The sequence below is a fragment of the Fischerella sp. PCC 9605 genome (assembly GCF_000517105.1).
In the GTDB taxonomy this organism is placed as follows: Bacteria; Cyanobacteriota; Cyanobacteriia; order Cyanobacteriales; family Nostocaceae; genus PCC9605.
Window position 1 is genome coordinate 2,524,359 of the sequence record NZ_KI912148.1, and the last position, 17,462, is coordinate 2,541,820.

Genomic DNA, 17,462 nt, shown 5'->3' on the forward strand with positions numbered 1-17,462 from the left:
CATTCATAATTCATCATTAATCATTGCTTACCTTCTTGTTTTTGTACAGCCTCGATGAGCGATCGCACTTGTTGAGTTCCTTCGGAAGGCTCAAATGAGAGGGGGAATTTACGCTTAGCTAGCATCCGTAAACCTAGGGGTACAATACTAAGCAATCCTCTCAAGTCTTTAAAATAGTTGCCAACTACTTGTAAACCAAATTGCCTTTCATCAATCCACCCACCTTCTTTGACTAACTCTACTAATACTTTGCGATGACGAATTGAACGGCTGTCAGTTTTTTGTTTGTGTGTGAGAATTTCTTGTTTAATTTTAGCGATCTGATCTAATGGAGCAACATCCATCGGACAAACACTATTACAGTAAAAACAACGAGTACAACCCCAAACTCCTTTAGTACCTTCGTTGTATTTTTCCAATCGATTTTCAGTTTCGCTATCGCGGGAGTCTGCCACCATGCGATAAGCTTTAGCCAGAGCATGAGGGCCTACAAAGCTGGGATTGACTTCAAAGGCATTGCATTCAGAGAAGCAAGCTCCACACATGATACAATTGCCTGTCTGGTCGAGGCGCGATCGCTCTTCTGGTGTTTGTAAAAACTCTCTTTCTGGTACTTGTCGCGCCGCTGTACTTACGTAAGGAGCAACCGCCTCTAGGTTGTTCCAAAAACTGCTCATATCCACTACCAAATCCCTAATCACGGGCATGTTGCCTAATGGCGCGATGGTGATTTCTGGAATAGTATTTGTATTACTTGTTTGTGCTGCTAGCTGTTGCAATCGGGCAATTTCGCTGCCAACATTTTCTTTACAAGCTAAGGCTGAACGCCCATTGATTCGCATAGCACAGCTACCACAAATTGTATTGCGACAATTTTTGCGAAACGCCAAAGTTCCATCTTGTTCCCACTTAATACGATTGAGACAATCAAGGATTGTATTACCTGCTTCTGCTTGCAAAAGGTAAGTTTGCACAACAGGAGAAGAATTTTGTTGCTGCCGAATTACCTTAAAAACTACTTCCATTGCCACTAACCTAAGTCTTGAAATTACTACATCTACCTAAAAACATAGACTTCTTGCAACAAGTCGCCAAAAGGGACATTTATGAGGGGGAAGGGGGAAAGTTGAAAGGTAAAAGGATTAATAAAATCCCTTTACCCTTTAACCCTTGCCCTTTTCCCTTAAAACTAGCCTTTCACCTTTTCCCATCTCTAGCAAAAGTTACTTTTACAAGAGGTCTAATTATTCCTACAGGCAGGTTGCTTACCCCATGAGCTATACTCTTGTTGCCCTTAATTCAAAGCTAGCTGTTAACATGCTGATAATTAAAGAGCTACTGATTCTGGTTTGGGGATCAACATGTAAATCTTAGTTTTAAAAGCTCTAAATGGGTTTGACGACAGATTTGTCAACCTCTACACTCAATCACCTACAGGATATAACTGTATGTTGATATTAACAAAAGTCAACCGCCAACAGGAAAAATGCCTTAATAGGTCGCAAAGTGGCAATTTTTTTGGTTATATAGAATAGTTCTAGCTTTTGATGAACATCTTGAGGTAATGAATAAGCGACAGAATACTTTGACAGATTTTTGGCTCCTCTCAATCAACAAACTCTAGTATGTAACTCTCTTGCCAAAATTGCTTATCTAAAATAGATGAATTTTTATAAAAGCCATACCTCAATACTCACAATGGCAATAAAGCGGGAGGAAAATCCTCACCGCTTTTTGCTTTCTGAAGATCGTAGATTAAGATCAAAGTGTAGCAGTAAGTTTAATTCAAACTTAAACAATTATTTTGCTATTATGATTGCATGCTAGTATTTAATATAAAATTACGAGGTAACAAAACCAGTATAAATAGCCGTGCAAGTGCGGCTAATACCGTTTTGTTTATTCGTGATGTAGAGACGTAAAATATTTCGTCTCTGTTGGCAGGATAAAAGGGTATATGCCCAGCAATCTTACATAAATACTATGCTGTCCTAAGTTTGGGAGTAAGCATAAGTTAAATCCTGCAACTTCTTGGGTCTACAACTTAGTTGTAGTGGTAGAACTCAACGGCAATAAAGGGGGAAGAAAACTCTTACTACTTTTTGCCTCCTCAATTTGTAAAGATGGCTTAAAATTACACCGTCGCAGTAGCGTCAGAAAAGAAAAATATTTCATTTTCGATGGCAAATGATGGTTAAAAGTGCCGTAAAATTACCGAAATTAATACCTGTGGCAGCCATACCTCGAATAGATGGTGATCAACCATAACAAAGGATTTTGGTTTGTTATAAACAGGGATCTACCCTTTTGGTAGGGTTGCTAGTGGCTTTGTGCAAATGTCGAAATGCCAAACGCTGGCATAGGTAAACTCTGTAAATAGTTTGGAGAGAGTTAAGGATATTTTGAGCGTAATGACTGAAACTGCAACCGCACCATTAACCGGAAAAGCACTGCTTGCAAAAGTCAAAGAGCTTTCTAGCTTACCACGTCGAGAAAGAGCAAAACAGTGTGGTTATTATACAGTTACAAAAAATAACCAGGTACGAGTCAATCTCACAGATTTTTATGATGCTTTGCTATCGGCTAGGGGAATTCCCCTAAGTCCAGAAGCACCCAAAGATGGCCGTGGTCGTGAACCTACTTATCGAGTTAGTGTTCACCAAAACGGTCAAATTGTAATTGGTGCAACATATACTAAAGCAATGGGCTTAAAGCCTGGTGATGAATTTGAAATTAAGCTGGGATACAAGCACATTCACCTAATTCAAGTTGACACTGATAAAAAAGGAACCCCGCTGGAACTAGATACCGAAGTAGAGGAAGAAGACGAAGAAATTGAAGAAGATGAGTAAATTTTTCTAATGCTAGGGGTAAAGTTAATGGTGAGTTCTCCATAACTTTTTCTCTAGACAAGATGAAAAATTGGTTGCTGTAGTTTGAATATTTCTTCAAACGGAAAAATACGATTAGACCTCTTGCGGAAATTACCAATCTTGGTAGAAGCTTGACTAAGTAGAGAGAAAAGCAGAATAAAACCAGCAATAAGTGGGAGCATAATGAAGCGATCGCATAGCTACTCCCGATAAAAAATTGCTCAGAAACATAGCTAGCTTTTCTCTCGTCAAGCAAGAAATTTATGGTAGCAAGAAGTCTGTCGTGTTTTTTAATTGTATTTTGATAGCGTTATTTGAGCCATCAGTCCAGAATTTACAGTCATTTCTGGAAAATGCACCAGGGTTGGTTGTGGTGATGGCTTTTTTTATTGCTTGGGCTGGATTTTGGTTCCCAATAGCAGCTTTATTGGCTATGGCACTTAAATGGCAACCCGGCAAACCTTTACAACCAAATCAAAAGTTACCTTTACTAGTCTCGCTTTATTTATTAGCACCCTTGATCTTGTGGGCTGCTATCTGGCTGACCAAAACATCTTTCTCTAATTACGGCTTCCTTACTAATATTTCCATCCTTGGTTCTTTGGCAGTGGGCTTTGGCTTGGGAATATTGAGCCTTGTTGTGGTGTTTGCATTGCAATTTTGGCTGGGATGGTGCAGATTTGAAGAGTCTAATATCAAGCAATTACCATCTATTCTGCTACCTATTTTGTTGATAGCTTTATTTGTGGGTGGCATAGAAGAGTTAGTTTTTCGCGGGTTCCTGTTCAGCGAACTAGAACTGAATTATTCAGTTTGGGTGGCAGCGATCATTTCTAGCTTGATATTTGCTGCACTACATTTGGTTTGGGAACAACGAGAAACCATACCGCAACTTCCTGGATTGTGGTTGATGGGAATGGTGTTAGTACTGGCACGGTTTAGCGATCGCGGCAATTTAGGTATAGCTTGGGGACTGCATGCTGGATGGGTATGGGCGATCGCCTGCTTGGATACAGCACAACTAATTAATTACAGCGATAAAGTTTCCGAGTGGGTGACAGGTAAAAACAAAAAACCCCTAGCTGGGCTAGCGGGGATAGCATGTTTACTGCTGACTGCGGTAATACTTTGGTTGTTTTATCACCATAATCTCAAATAGATGAGACTGACTTAATACATAAAAACTCAGCAAGAGTGGGTGTAGGGTAGTTCGCTTCTGTAATTTCTAACCCTGCCCGCGTTAGCATACCTTGAATAATCCATGCAAACGTGCTGTGTTCCTCCCGTACATGCATTTGGTAATCTTGGACTGTCCAACCCTCATCTTTGGGCTTTGCCGATCGCTCTATCCAATCATTAATCGAGGTTTCATACTCAGCGGGTGGAAATGAAAATATAACATCACGTAAGTAAAAAATACCGCCGGGTTTCAGCATCGCAGCCATTCTCACCAAAGCAACTATCTTCCAGAAGTCTGGCAGAATATGAAGGGCAGCTTTTGTGATGACAAAATCAGCCAAATTGTTATTGTGTTTATAAGTTAAGAAACCAGCTTGGTGAAAATTGATATTGGTAGCACCTACTTTTTGAGCTTTTGAGCGAGCATAAGCCAGCATACTTTGCGAAATATCAACAGCATCTACAGAAGCCCCGTTGAGTGAAGCCTGAATTGCAAAGGTTCCTGTGCCTGCTGCGAGATCGATAACAGTATGCCCAGAAGAAATTCCCAGTCGCCTGACTAAAGCCTGCTCCTTTTCTGGGGTACTTGATGCTTGCCTACGATCAAAAGCTTCAACTTGGGCTATATCCTCAAAGTCAATGCCTGCCATCTTAGATTCATCGAAATACCAAGCAGGAAATGAAGCCATATGATATTCGTCGCAATATAGATTTTGTTTGTAATCTAACCACTTTAGGGCATCGGTTGAAATAGCTCTGTAGAAAGATTAATTTCTGGTTTAAATTATGGTATTTCTCATAGTATGGCAGTAGCCAATCTTTTAGTATAGCGAATATATTAATATCAATTTCAACAATTTAAAAATCTTTAAACACATGAATTTCAGCGTCTGGATAAATAGATTGCTATTGATATCTCTGATGCTCATTACCCTGATCGTTGTCATTGCGATCGGCAGAGTAAAACTACAACCAGATAGCAAAATCACATCAAATCCAAATTCAGAATATCCTGCTTGGAGTCCAGCAAATGTGCAAATGCAGGCGCTGAAAGAGCAAGAAGATAAACCTCAAGATTTATCTGAATCATCCGTCAAGTCCACTTCAACTCCCAATTCCAAGACACAAATTGAATCAGCTAACAAACAAGATGACAAACGTCAAGATTTGCCTGAATCATCAGTCAAGTCTATTGCAAATTCCAAGTCTAAGGCACAACTTAAATCAACAAGCAACCAAGGGAGTAAACTTCAAAAAATTCCTCGATACTCGTTCAAAATTACTGAAGCTTTTAAACAGTATACGCCCAGATATGAAGTTGCCTTGGCTCATCCAAGCAACTATGGAGAGCGTTATGTTACAGACATTAATGGTCAGTCTATTAACAATCAAGCAATCATAGTACTTCATGAGACTGGTGATTCTGCATCCAGCGCTATTAACACCTTTCAAACAGCTCATGATGATGAGAATCAACAAGTGAGTTACCACGCCTTAATCACGCTAGATGGGACAGTTATTTATATAGTCCCGCCAGACAAGCGAGCCTTTGGCGCAGGTAATTCAGTTTTTGATGGGCCGAATGGGTCGGAAACCATACAAACTAATCCAAATTTAGAGCCATCTGTGAATAATTTTGCTTATCATGTCTCTTTAGAAACACCACCGGAAGGTCGGAATCAAGAACCAACTCATCTAGGTTACACTGATGCTCAATATTATTCGCTGGCTTGGTTAATAGCTCAAAGTCAGGTTCCTGATGCTCGTATTACTACTCACCGTGCAGTAGATCGTTCTGGTACGAGAATTGACCCAAGAAGTTTTGATTTTGATAAGTTTTTAGATTTACTTCATTCCTTCCGTCAACCGCTCGCCATCAATAGGGATAAAAAACAACAGGCAAAAATTGCTGTGTCAGAAATACTAGCTACTATTTTATCCGAAAAAGAATGTAGAGACGCGAAATTTCGCGTCTCTACAAGGATTTTGGGTAACGCATAATTAATTTCTACCAGATGTCTATTGGTGATTGGTGATTGGGGAAGAGGTAGTTTTCTTTCCCATTACCCATTACCACCTTTATGAATTCACATTAGACGTGATTTGAGAATAATTAGCGACTAAAACTATATATTTTCTGCGTTTCCAGATGCTCACAACAAATTGAGGAAGGTAATGTACCGAAAGGAAACGTTTGTCGATCCAATTGCACTTGCAAATTACTTAAGGGATCGATTCCGGGAGAAATTAAAAATTCTAGCTTTTGGATGTAAGGTAAAGCCACTACGTAATCAAGAATTTGCCCGATCGCCTGTACGTAAGGATGACTTTTTTGCTTGTACCAATCATGAGCTGCCAGTCGCGGTTGGTCAAATCCTAAATGTACTGTTAAAGAAGGTTTGTCAAATAGAGCGATCGCCAAAGGACGTGCTTCTTCCTGCAACAGTAGATCGTGACTTTTCGCTAAATGCCGCAGTTTCTCCAAGCGTTCGTAGCGTTCTGCGATCACTTGTGGGTCGTCTTGCCAGTGTATGGCCATTGTTACCAGATATGTCTGCAACAGCATGTGACCCAGCTTTTTCGCTTTTGTCGCTAGGTAATTGGAATTGTAGTTATTCGATTCAATCAATAGTGGCACGCGATCGACTACTTCCAAGCTGTAGCCCTTCAAGCCAGCAATTTTACGGGGATTATTGGTAATCAAACGAATCTTATGTACGCCCAAGTCCATGAGGATTTGCGCTCCCATACCATAGTCACGCAAGTCAGCAGGGAATCCCAACCGTTCGTTTGCCTCTACTGTATCTAGCCCCATATCCTGTAATGAGTAGGCTTTTAACTTATTAATTAGTCCAATTCCCCGTCCTTCTTGCCGCAGGTATACAACCACACCTTGACCCGCATTTTCAATCATTTTCAGGGCTGCTTGTAGCTGCATCCGACAGTCACAACGCAGAGAACCCAGTGCGTCTCCTGTTAAACATTCGGAATGCATCCGCACCATTACAGGATTATTACCGAACTGCGAAGGATTTCCCTTGACAATGGCAACGTGTTCGGTGTTATCGAGGGTATGGTGGTAAGCGTAAATTTGGAAAAGACCAAACTGGGTGGGTAAGTCAGCAACAGTTTCGCGAATAACAATGCGATCGTGCTGGAGGCGATAGCTAATTAAGTCCGCAATGCTAATAATTTTCAGATGATGATTCTTGGCATACTGGATTAACTGGGGTAATCGTGCCATTGAACCATCCGGGTTTTGAATTTCACAAATTACCCCAGCTGGATACAATCCAGCTAGTCGCGCTAAGTCAACAGCTGCTTCCGTATGACCTGCTCGTTTGAGCACACCTCCTTCCCTAGCGCGAATGGGAAAAATGTGACCCGGACGACGTAAGTCTGAAGCTTTTGTCGCTGGGTTAATTGCAACCTGAATCGTACGAGCGCGGTCCTCTGCGGAGATACCAGTAGAAACTCCCAAATTGGGCGCGGCGTCGATACTGACGGTGAAAGCAGTTTGGTTTGGATCTGTAATATTGCTCACCATCAAGGGTAAGTCTAGTTCATCCAAACGCTCGCCTGTCATCGCCAGACAAATCAACCCCCGCGCTTCCACCGCCATGAAATTGATCGTGTCTGGAGTAGCAAATTGGGCAGCGCAAATCAAATCCCCTTCATTTTCTCGGTTTTCGTCATCTACTACCACAATGACACGGCCAGCTTTCAAATCTGCCAAAGCGGCGTCAATTGAATCAAATTCAAAGGCTTGGGTTGAAGTTGTCTTGGACTGAGACACAGATGTTAGCTACCAAAAGTAAATTTTTTTAACAAATCCTTTTCGTTAAATTGTACCTTTTTTAGAAGGTCTGAGAGTGAGAGAAGCAATGATTTGTTGACACTCCCACATCTGCAAAGGGTGCGGTTGTTAGGCTTAACTTGCCTTTTGAAGTTCTTAGACTTTATGCTGATGAGATTTTTGTTCTTGCTTACGGGAAGCCACTAAACTTACGAAGGATTCCCCAAACATCTTCTTGATTGCAGCGTTTACCTAGGGTGTTGCAAAGTTTATATTATACCAAATTATGTTGTCAGTGCTGAGAATTATGCCCTTCCACAAAAGACAGCTACTAGTACAAGAAGGCAGAATGTAAAAAGCTGATATTATAAGCTCTTAGTCTATTTTAATGGTCTGATTCTTTCCTTAGTGATTTACTAGTTGGTTAGATTTGCTAGACTTCTTAATTCTGCTGTATGAGATCGCGAAAAAGTCTACCGCTAAAATTAGGTTTTAGTAATCAAATGTAGCAATGTTTCAACATTTATCAGGGGTTAGCATTCAACCTTCAGCCGTCATATGCTAAAAGCTAATGGCTTTGGGCTAAAGCGCCGATCGTTGATAGCTGACATGAGTTAACCAAAAGCGGATAAGGATCTTATAATCATGGGCAATTTTAGACGCGTACCCGTTGGGATTGTAGGCGCGTCAGGCTATGGCGGAGTTCAGTTGGTGCGTCTACTGATGGATCATCCAGAAGTAGAGCTGGTTTATTTAGGTGGCGATAGCAGTGCTGGAAAGCCGTTTGCGGATATCTATCCACATTTGGCTCATGCAGTTAATCTCTCGGTAGAAGCGGTAGATCCAGAAATCATTGCTCACCGTTGTGAAGTAGTTTTTCTCTCTGTGCCAAATGGTCTGGCTTGCCAAATTGCTCCAAAATTACTAGAAAAAGGATGTAAAGTACTCGATTTGAGTGCTGATTACCGATTTAACAATCTGGCAACTTATACAGCTTGGTATGGTAAAGAGCGGCAAGATACTGCTACTGCTGCAACAGCGGTTTATGGACTACCGGAACTTTTCCGCGATCGCATTTCAGAAGCCCAGCTAATTGGCTGTCCTGGTTGCTATCCTACCGCCAGTCTGCTCGCACTTTCTCCGCTTCTCAAACAAGGGTTGATCGTTCCCGAAACAGCCATTATCGATGCCAAATCCGGCACCTCTGGCGGTGGACGGGAAGCCAAAATCAATATGTTACTAGCCGAAGCTGATAACTCACTGACAGCTTACGGTGTCGCCCGTCACCGCCATACACCAGAAATTGAGCAAATTTGTAGCCACCTGGCAGGTCACGAACTCACCATACAATTTACTCCGCACCTGATCCCGATGGTGCGCGGCATTCTCGCAACAGTGTACGCGACATTACGCGATCCCGGTTTGGTAAGAGATGATCTCATTACCATTTATAGAGCTTTCTACCGCAACTCTGCTTGGGTGAAAATTTGCGATCCCGGCACTTATCCCCAAACCAAATGGGCTTGTGGCAGCAATCTTTGTTATATCGGTATAGAAGTTGACCCACGTACGGGTCGCGCGATCATCATGTCAGCGATTGATAACCTAATCAAAGGACAAGCAGGTCAAGCAATTCAGTGTATGAATATCATGATGGGTTGGGATGAGACTTTGGGCTTACCGAAGTTAGGATTTTATCCTTAATCAGAGTGAATGGTTAGTGGTTAGTGGTTAGTGGTAAACAACCAACTACTAACTACTAACTACTAACTACTAACTACTAACTACTAACTACTTTGGTCCCATTCCCACAGCACCAGCGTAAACGGCGCGATCGCCCAGTTCATCTTCAATTCGCAGCAAGCGGTTGTATTTTGCCACCCGTTCGCTGCGGCAGAGAGAGCCAGTTTTGATTTGACCTGCACGGGTGGCGACGGCGAGATCGGCGATCGTCGTGTCTTCTGTTTCGCCAGAACGATGACTGATCACCGACCGGAAACCGTTGCGAGTCGCTAAATCAATCGTTTCCAAGGTTTCGGTTAGCGAACCAATTTGATTGAGTTTAATCAAAATTGCGTTACCAGCTTTGAGGTCAATGCCCTTTTGCAAGCGGGTGGCGTTGGTGACAAACAAATCATCGCCTACCAACTGTACGCGATCGCCCAATTTTTGATTGAGTAACTGCCAATTCTGCCAGTCTTCTTCGTGCAAGCCGTCTTCAATCGAGACAATGGGGTATTGATTAACCAATTGAGCGAGATAGTCAACAAACTCAGCGGGAGAGTGAGGCTTACCATCGTAGACATACTGCCCATCTTTGTAAAACTCACTGGCGGCAACATCCAACGCCAAAGCCACTTGTTCTCCTGGTTTGTACCCAGCTTTTTCAATAGCAGCAACTAGCAATTCTAAAGCCACTTGATTTGACTCCAGATTAGGTGCAAAACCACCCTCATCCCCCACACCAGTCAGTAAACCCTTTTCATCCAAAACCTGGCTGAGAGTGGCAAATACCTCCGCACCCCATCGCAAAGCTTCCCGAAAAGAAAAAGCCCCGATGGGGACAATCATAAACTCTTGAAAATCGACATTGTTTGCTGCATGGGCACCGCCGTTAATCACATTCATCAACGGTACAGGCAATAAATTCGCTAAAGGCCCACCCAAATAGCGATACAAGGGAATATCTAAAGACTCAGCACCAGCTTTAGCTGCTGCTAGGGAAACTGCCAAAATCGCATTAGCACCCAGATGGGATTTGTTCTGAGAACCATCTAGGGTAATCATCGTGCGATCTAGGAGTTCCTGATTCAGGACATCCATTTGTAATAATTTTGGAGTAATTATCTCCTTGACATTTTGCACTGCCTTAAGTACACCTTTACCCCCGTAACGGCTTTTGTCCTTATCCCGTAATTCGTGGGCTTCAAAAGTACCAGTAGACGCACCACTGGGAACCTGTGCCAGTCCTGTTACACCGTTGACCAAATGCACTTCTGCTTCTACTGTTGGTCTGCCGCGTGAGTCAAGAATTTCGCGGGCAACAATTGCTTCAATGGCAGTATCAATCATCTATGTTTTTGTCCTTTTTTTGAGTGCGTTCTTACCGCTAAACACAAACAATTCAGTGGTTGACCCGACGATCTAGCATAGGCTGTAGAGGGGATGGTTGAGGCAGAGATTAAGGAAGATTTTTACTCTAGGCGCTAGGGAGTTATTGGTTTTTGATTGCTAACTACTAATACCAATTATCTGTAACAATGCACTATTTATATAGCCCAAACCCTAGAAGGGTTGGGCTATAAGAACTAAGCCCGCCTGCGCGGGCTATATTCAGAACATATTCGATAGATAAAGGGTACAACCACTAACTACTAACCACTCACTAGCCCCTAACCTCTCAGTTTCTGTCTGTCAAACCACAGATAAACACAAATGCACACCGATAAATTAGGGATGAGTTGTTTGTTGTTTGTTGGTAGTTGGTTGGTACTTAACAACTAATAACAGTTAAACCTAGTCCTTCACGAGTTCCTCATCTTTTACCTCTAGCCTGCAAATAGTACTCTGTCAACTGCAATTGAAAGTTTGTCAAAACTCCAGGCGATCGCTTTGAGAATTTCCTCTGTCAGTCTCAAGCTATCAATTTCAACCGCACAGAGTAGTCTATCCATTACAGAGAGAAAAACTATGACCCAAAGTAAAACCGACTCATACATGAAACTGATGCAGATTCCCGCCGGTTATCTCAACATTATGGGCTATGTAGATGAATCTGAGGTGAATGGCCCTGGATGTCGTGCTGTAGTCTGGGTACAGGGATGCTTGCGGGAATGTCCAGGCTGCTTTAATACAGAATCTTGGTCATTTGAGATTAATCAACTAGTATCTGTTGATAGTCTTGCCGAAAAAATTCTCAGCAATCCTCGCAATCAAGGGGTGACTTTTTCTGGTGGCGAACCCTTTTGGCAAGCACCTGCACTGGCAAGCCTGGCCCGCAAAGTCAAAGCAGCTGGACTAAATGTGATGTCATTTAGTGGTTTTACTTTAGAGCAATTGCAATCTGAGTATGCTCCAGCTGGTTCTAAAGATTTATTAGAGCAGTTAGATATCCTGATTGATGGTCCCTACATCCAATCGCTAGCGATTAACTCTCCCGACTCTCCTGTTTCGTCCAGCAATCAACGGGTTCACGTTTTTAATCCAGCCTTAAAAGACCAGATTTCCTGGGCAAGCGACCAGATAGAGATTCATATTTTTAAGGATGGTAGCCGACTGATCACTGGCTATCGAGGAAGGCTTGAACTGGGAGAATGAGGAGTGGGAGATGGGAAGAGTGGGAGAGTGGGAGAGTGGGAGAGACGCGCCATGGCGCGTCTGGGGGAGTGGGGCTGTGGGAGAGTGGGGGAATAACTACTAACTACTAACCACTTGCAGATTAAAATATCAACTGAATCATCACAAAAAATTACTGCAACCGGAGATAGTTATGCGACTCCTACACACAATGCTGCGTGTTGGCAATTTGGAAGAATCGCTGAGGTTCTACTGTAATGTTTTGGGGATGAAGCTACTACGGCGAAAAGATTATCCAGGGGGAGAATTTACTCTTGCTTTTATTGGTTATGGTGACGAAAGCGACAATACCGTCATTGAACTCACTTATAACTGGGGTGTGGAAAAATATGATTTAGGCAACGCTTACGGCCATATCGCCATTGGAGTCGATGATATTTATGCTACCTGTGATGAAATCAAAAAACGTGGTGGTAAGGTGGTGCGGGAACCAGGACCAATGAAACATGGTTCTACAGTAATTGCTTTTGTAGAAGACCCAGATGGGTATAAAGTAGAACTTATTGGGCTGGGTACTCAAGGTTCTGCTGTGAAACAGGAAGAACAAAAACTTGTGGCTCAGTAATTCTGAGGCAGAATCGCGGGAGATACAATTGAGCGTCAAGCAATGCCGACAGCAAAGGATTTGTTCGCCAAAATTCCTAGCGGGGAGTTTAGTCGGTTGGGGCGTTTTCAGCCAAACGTGCTTACCTTCAAGAGCAGATTCTTTGCTACCTCAACAGTTGCCAGAGACTAACAGTTCTGACTCAAGCTTACAAGCAGCTATCCCTGAGGTTGATACAGCCACTCAGGTAGAAGTATCGCCTCCAGAAACCGATACTACTTCTTGGCAAACTGAGTTCTCACCGACTGCAAACTCTGAGTCATTAGCGATAAACGAGGTGAGTAATCTTGACATCGATTCTGATTTATTAACACAGCAAACTTCGGTTTCGCAGTTGTCTGATGTCATGCCCACAGACTGGGCTTATCAGGCATTGCGATCGCTCATGGAAAAATATGGTGTCATCTCTGGCTATGCAGATGGCACCTTTCATGGTAATCTTCCCATCAGCCGTTACGAGTTCGCCGCAGCCCTTGCTGCTACCCTAGATAAAGTGGAGAGTTTGATTGGTGATACTTTGAGCGATCGCTATATCCAAGAAGACATGATTGTCTTACGGCGGTTGCAAAAAGAATTTCGTTCGGCTTTGGATGACTTGCAGCAGCGTGTTGATGGCTTAGAAGCACGCAGCAGCGAACTACAGGCACATCAATTTTCTACTACTACGAAACTGCATGGTGAAGCAATTATTGCCCTCACCGATGGTACTGATGCAAATAAGACTGTAGTCTCTCGTTCGCGATTAACTTTTTCTACTAGCTTTAATCAAAAAGATTTACTGGTAACTCAGCTAGAAGCTGGTAACAATGGTGGTGATGCCATTGGTTTGGCGCAAAAAGAAGAGGAAAACCTGCTGGGAACTAGTGGTGTCATCGCCAATGGCGGCGGACTTGATTACGCGGAAGTAGAATCTGATGTCAAGCTGAGACGCTTACACTATACCTTTCGTCCTTCCCAAGATGTGGCAGTCACGGTTGGTGCGAAAATGTCACCGCGAGATTTTATTGACCGTAACAAGTATGCCAATAACGAGGCTGTTGATTTTAGTTCTAGCTTTTTCTTGAATAATCCCCTGATTGTCCAAAATCAAATTGATCGCAATGGCGGTGCTGGTGCTGCTGTTCAGTGGAACCCAGGTGACGGTCAATTCACTGTGCGATCGCTCTATATCGCTGCCGATGCCAATCAACCAAATTCTACCAGCACCGAAGGCGGTTTATTTGGCGATCGCTATCAAGCAAGTGTGGAAGCTGAATACTCGCCTAGCGACAAGCTAGCATTCAGGCTGCAATATACAAATGCTCTCATTAATAATACTGACATTAATGCTTTTGGTTTTAATGCTGAGTATACCTTCAATCGCAATACAGGGATTTTTGGTCGCTTCGGATTTGGTAATTACAATGGAAACAATACGTCTATTAATGAGGATTTAGATCTACGTCCAGTGACCTGGGCGGTGGGTGTAGGTTTTCGTAATCTTCTGCTTCCCGGTACTGTTGCAGGTTTTGCCATTGGTCAGCCTTTTGTCAGCGAAGATTTAGGTAATGCCACCCAGACTAATTTTGAAGCATTCTACAATTTGCAAATCAGCGACAACCTTAGTGTTACTCCCACATTCTCACTCGTAACAAACGCCGATAACGACAGTTCCAACGGTACTCTTTGGCAAACCACCCTCAGAACAGTATTTTCGTTTTAAATTGGGGATGGGGATTGTCTATTGTTAGTAGTTAGTAGTTAGTGGTTAGTGGTCAACAATTAACTACTAACTACTATCCACTAACCACTATCCAGTCTCAAATTGCAACCGTAGATACAAGCAGATGCAGCAAAATGATGCTTGGATAGTAATTTGGGGCAAGCATGTCCATACTTTAAGATCCAAAATCTAAAATCTAAAATCTAAAATCGTTAAAGATGCAGCCTACAGATCCGGATAAATTTACAGATAAAGCCTGGGAAGGGATTGTCAAATCTCAGGATATAGTGCGTGCCTATCAACAACAACAATTAGAAGTTGAACATTTAATACTAGCTCTATTACAACAAGAAAACGGCTTAGCAGCACGTATCCTCAACCGTGCTGGTGTAGATGCTAACCGTCTGCAACAACAACTTGAAGATTTTACCCGTCGTCAGCCTAAAGTTGGGAGAGCCGATCAGCTTTACTTAGGTCGCTACTTAGATACGCTGCTAGACTTAGCTGATGAAGCGAGAGTCAGGATGAAAGATTCCTACGTTTCTGTAGAACATATACTTCTCGCCTTTGTAGAGGATGAACGCATCGGACGGCGGATGCTCAAAAGCTTTAACCTAGACACTGCCAAGTTGGAGGCTACTATTAAAGCAATTCGCGGTAGTCAAAAAGTCACCGACCAAAATCCAGAGTCTCGCTACGAAGCTTTGCAAAAATTTGGTAGAGACTTGACAGAACAGGCAAAAGCTGGGAAACTCGACCCCGTGATTGGTCGGGATGACGAAATCCGTCGGGTAATTCAGGTATTATCTCGTCGTAGCAAGAACAACCCAGTTTTGATTGGTGAACCAGGGGTGGGTAAAACTGCGATCGCTGAAGCTTTGGCACAGCGGATCGTTAATGGCGACGTACCCGAATCTTTGAAAAATCGCCAACTCATCGCCCTTGATATGGGCAGTTTGATTGCTGGAGCAAAATACCGAGGTGAATTTGAAGACCGCCTTAAATCAGTTTTAAAGGAAGTTACGGAATCCAACGGTCAAATAGTCCTGTTTATTGACGAACTGCATACTGTCGTTGGTGCTGGTTCCGGGCAACAAGGCTCAATGGATGCCGGGAATTTGCTCAAACCCATGCTGGCGCGGGGAGAACTGCGCTGTATTGGTGCAAGCACACTCGATGAGTACCGCAAATACATCGAAAAAGACGCGGCATTAGAACGGCGTTTTCAGCAGGTATATGTAGATCAACCCAGCATAGAAAATACGATTTCTATTCTGCGGGGGCTGAAAGAACGTTATGAAGTGCATCACAACGTCAAAATATCGGATTCGGCGTTAGTGGCAGCTGCTACTTTGTCAGCAAGATACATTAATGACCGCTTCTTGCCAGACAAAGCCATTGACTTGGTGGATGAAGCAGCAGCCCAGTTGAAAATGGAGATTACCTCAAAGCCAACGGAATTGGAAACAATTGACCGCCGATTGATGCGGCTAGAAATGGAAAAGCTGTCTCTGGCTGGAGAAGAAAAAGCTACAGTTCAAACAAAAGAGCGTTTAGAGCGAATTGAGCGAGAAATAGCCAATTTGACGGAAAAACAACAAGAATTAAATGGGCAATGGCAAGGTGAAAAGCAGTTATTAGAGGCAATTAGCGCCTTGAAGCAAGAAGAAGAAAAGCTGCGGGTGCAGATTGAACAGGCAGAACGTGCTTATGACTTAAATAAAGCTGCCCAGTTAAAGTATGGCAAATTGGAGGGAGTGCAGCGCGATCGCGAAATCAAAGAAGCCGAGTTACTGAAAATTCAGGCTGAAGGCACAACCTTGTTGCGGGAACAAGTCACCGAAGCCGATATTGCTGAAATCGTCGCTAAATGGACAGGAATTCCTGTAAATCGTCTCTTAGAGTCGGAACGGCAGAAATTGTTGCAACTCGAAAATCACTTGCACGAACGAGTTGTTGGGCAACAGGAAGCTGTATCAGCTGTTGCAGCGGCAATTCGTCGCGCCCGTGCTGGTATGAAAGATCCTGGCCGTCCTATTGGTTCATTTTTATTCATGGGGCCAACAGGAGTCGGTAAAACAGAACTCGCTCGTGCATTAGCGCAGTTTCTCTTTGATTCGGATGACGCCCTCGTACGTTTGGATATGTCCGAGTATATGGAAAAACACTCGGTCTCACGCTTAGTGGGAGCGCCACCAGGATACGTTGGCTACGAAGAAGGCGGTCAACTTTCCGAAGCAATTCGCCGCCGCCCTTACTCAGTGGTATTACTGGATGAAGTCGAAAAAGCTCACCCAGATGTGTTTAATATTTTGTTGCAGGTGCTAGATGACGGTAGAATTACGGATAGTCAGGGGCGAACAGTTGATTTCCGCAATACCGTCATTGTCATGACGAGTAACATTGGTAGCGAACACATCTTGGATATATCAGGCGATGACTCCCAGTATGAGAAAATGCGGAACCGCGTCATGGATGCTTTGCGATCGCACTTCCGCCCCGAATTTCTCAACCGCGTTGACGACTTGATTATTTTCCATCCCCTCAGTCGCAGCGAAATGCGGCAAATTGTTCGCATTCAACTCAAACGGGTCGAAAATCTACTTGCAGACCAAAAAATCTCCTTGGAGATATCTTCTGCTGCTTGCGATTATCTCACAGAAGTCGGTTATGACCCAGTTTACGGCGCACGTCCCATCAAACGGGCAATTCAAAGAGAAGTGGAAAATGCGATCGCTACCAAAATCCTAGAGAATACCTTTATTGCTGGTGATACAGTTGTCATTGACAAGGGAGATAACGGGCTAACCTTTACTAAAAAAAAGGTAGTAACAGTACCAGCACCGCAAAGTAAAACCTACATACTAGAAGCATCCAGCGAGGTTTGAAACCAGCAAGACGCACCAAGGTGCGTCTTTCTATATACTCAATATCGTTTCAGCAGCAAGTTTG

General features: G+C 43.2%; 13 protein-coding genes. 8 read left to right on the forward strand and 5 right to left on the reverse strand.

Annotated features, from left to right (window positions below; all coding sequences use genetic code 11):
• Positions 1-20: 20 nt before the first annotated feature.
• The gene (locus tag FIS9605_RS0113405) at positions 21-1,025 is read right to left on the reverse strand and encodes a succinate dehydrogenase/fumarate reductase iron-sulfur subunit (protein ID WP_026733044.1); all 1,005 of its coding nucleotides are present in this window, start codon (positions 1,023-1,025) and stop codon (positions 21-23) included.
• 1,386 nt (positions 1,026-2,411) lie between these two features.
• Between FIS9605_RS0113405 and FIS9605_RS0113410 the strand changes: the two genes are divergently transcribed.
• Together FIS9605_RS0113410 and FIS9605_RS0113415 are read left to right on the forward strand one after the other, a co-directional pair.
• Entirely contained in the window at positions 2,412-2,852 is a 441-nt protein-coding gene (locus FIS9605_RS0113410; protein WP_026733045.1) for an AbrB family transcriptional regulator, read from the forward strand.
• Positions 2,853-3,156: 304 nt separating this feature from the next.
• On the forward strand, positions 3,157-4,032 hold the full coding sequence (locus FIS9605_RS0113415) for a CPBP family intramembrane glutamic endopeptidase (RefSeq protein ID WP_026733046.1): 876 nt from the start codon (positions 3,157-3,159) through the stop codon (positions 4,030-4,032).
• Here the strand turns inward: FIS9605_RS0113415 and FIS9605_RS0113420 are convergent.
• A complete protein-coding gene (locus tag FIS9605_RS0113420; protein ID WP_026733047.1) occupies positions 4,025-4,741 on the reverse strand; it encodes a class I SAM-dependent methyltransferase in 717 nt (238 codons plus the stop codon). The genes FIS9605_RS0113415 and FIS9605_RS0113420 overlap by 8 nt on opposite strands.
• A gap of 187 nt (positions 4,742-4,928) precedes the next feature.
• Between FIS9605_RS0113420 and FIS9605_RS36995 the strand changes: the two genes are divergently transcribed.
• On the forward strand, positions 4,929-6,053 hold the full coding sequence (locus tag FIS9605_RS36995; protein ID WP_082209755.1) for an N-acetylmuramoyl-L-alanine amidase: 1,125 nt from the start codon (positions 4,929-4,931) through the stop codon (positions 6,051-6,053).
• Positions 6,054-6,165: 112 nt separating this feature from the next.
• Here FIS9605_RS36995 and ribBA read toward each other — a convergent pair whose 3' ends face one another.
• Positions 6,166-7,848 (reverse strand): bifunctional 3,4-dihydroxy-2-butanone-4-phosphate synthase/GTP cyclohydrolase II, encoded by a 1,683-nt coding sequence (ribBA, locus tag FIS9605_RS0113430; RefSeq protein ID WP_026733048.1) that lies wholly within the window; start codon positions 7,846-7,848, stop codon positions 6,166-6,168.
• A 645-nt stretch (positions 7,849-8,493) separates the two neighbouring features.
• On the opposite strand from ribBA, the gene argC reads away from it, so the two are divergent.
• Positions 8,494-9,552, forward strand: a complete 1,059-nt coding sequence (gene argC, locus FIS9605_RS0113435; protein ID WP_026733049.1) for an N-acetyl-gamma-glutamyl-phosphate reductase — start codon at positions 8,494-8,496, stop codon at positions 9,550-9,552.
• 87 nt (positions 9,553-9,639) lie between these two features.
• Here argC and eno read toward each other — a convergent pair whose 3' ends face one another.
• Together eno and FIS9605_RS46090 are read right to left on the reverse strand one after the other, a co-directional pair.
• A complete protein-coding gene (gene eno, locus FIS9605_RS0113440) occupies positions 9,640-10,920 on the reverse strand; it encodes a phosphopyruvate hydratase (protein ID WP_026733050.1) in 1,281 nt (426 codons plus the stop codon).
• Positions 10,921-11,396: 476 nt separating this feature from the next.
• A complete protein-coding gene (locus tag FIS9605_RS46090; RefSeq protein ID WP_269321034.1) occupies positions 11,397-11,522 on the reverse strand; it encodes a hypothetical protein in 126 nt (41 codons plus the stop codon).
• Between the two features lie 16 nt (positions 11,523-11,538).
• Here FIS9605_RS46090 and FIS9605_RS0113445 point away from each other — a divergent pair, with 16 nt between their 5' ends.
• From FIS9605_RS0113445 to clpB, 4 genes are all read left to right on the forward strand, one after another.
• Positions 11,539-12,165 carry a 4Fe-4S single cluster domain-containing protein gene (locus FIS9605_RS0113445; RefSeq protein WP_026733051.1) on the forward strand — a complete coding sequence of 209 codons (627 nt, stop codon included), beginning with the start codon at positions 11,539-11,541 and terminating at the stop codon, positions 12,163-12,165.
• A gap of 172 nt (positions 12,166-12,337) precedes the next feature.
• A complete protein-coding gene (gene gloA / locus FIS9605_RS0113450; protein WP_026733052.1) occupies positions 12,338-12,769 on the forward strand; it encodes a lactoylglutathione lyase in 432 nt (143 codons plus the stop codon).
• Between the two features lie 28 nt (positions 12,770-12,797).
• On the forward strand, positions 12,798-14,510 hold the full coding sequence (locus tag FIS9605_RS0113455) for an iron uptake porin (protein ID WP_026733053.1): 1,713 nt from the start codon (positions 12,798-12,800) through the stop codon (positions 14,508-14,510).
• A gap of 218 nt (positions 14,511-14,728) precedes the next feature.
• Positions 14,729-17,398 (forward strand): ATP-dependent chaperone ClpB, encoded by a 2,670-nt coding sequence (gene clpB / locus FIS9605_RS0113460; protein ID WP_026733054.1) that lies wholly within the window; start codon positions 14,729-14,731, stop codon positions 17,396-17,398.
• Positions 17,399-17,462: the final 64 nt, after the last annotated feature.

Bases quoted from the DNA above. Each gene is read 5' to 3' on its own strand.
- FIS9605_RS46090 (WP_269321034.1), bottom strand. From the start codon at position 11,522: ATGGATAGACTACTCTGTGCGGTTGAAATTGATAGCTTGAGACTGACA.
- FIS9605_RS0113445 (WP_026733051.1), top strand. From the start codon at position 11,539: ATGACCCAAAGTAAAACCGACTCATACATGAAACTGATGCAGATTCCC.
- FIS9605_RS0113420 (WP_026733047.1), bottom strand. From the start codon at position 4,741: ATGGCTTCATTTCCTGCTTGGTATTTCGATGAATCTAAGATGGCAGGC.
- gloA (WP_026733052.1), top strand. From the start codon at position 12,338: ATGCGACTCCTACACACAATGCTGCGTGTTGGCAATTTGGAAGAATCG.
- FIS9605_RS0113405 (WP_026733044.1), bottom strand. From the start codon at position 1,025: ATGGAAGTAGTTTTTAAGGTAATTCGGCAGCAACAAAATTCTTCTCCT.
- eno (WP_026733050.1), bottom strand. From the start codon at position 10,920: ATGATTGATACTGCCATTGAAGCAATTGTTGCCCGCGAAATTCTTGAC.
- FIS9605_RS36995 (WP_082209755.1), top strand. From the start codon at position 4,929: ATGAATTTCAGCGTCTGGATAAATAGATTGCTATTGATATCTCTGATG.
- clpB (WP_026733054.1), top strand. From the start codon at position 14,729: ATGCAGCCTACAGATCCGGATAAATTTACAGATAAAGCCTGGGAAGGG.
- FIS9605_RS0113410 (WP_026733045.1), top strand. From the start codon at position 2,412: ATGACTGAAACTGCAACCGCACCATTAACCGGAAAAGCACTGCTTGCA.
- argC (WP_026733049.1), top strand. From the start codon at position 8,494: ATGGGCAATTTTAGACGCGTACCCGTTGGGATTGTAGGCGCGTCAGGC.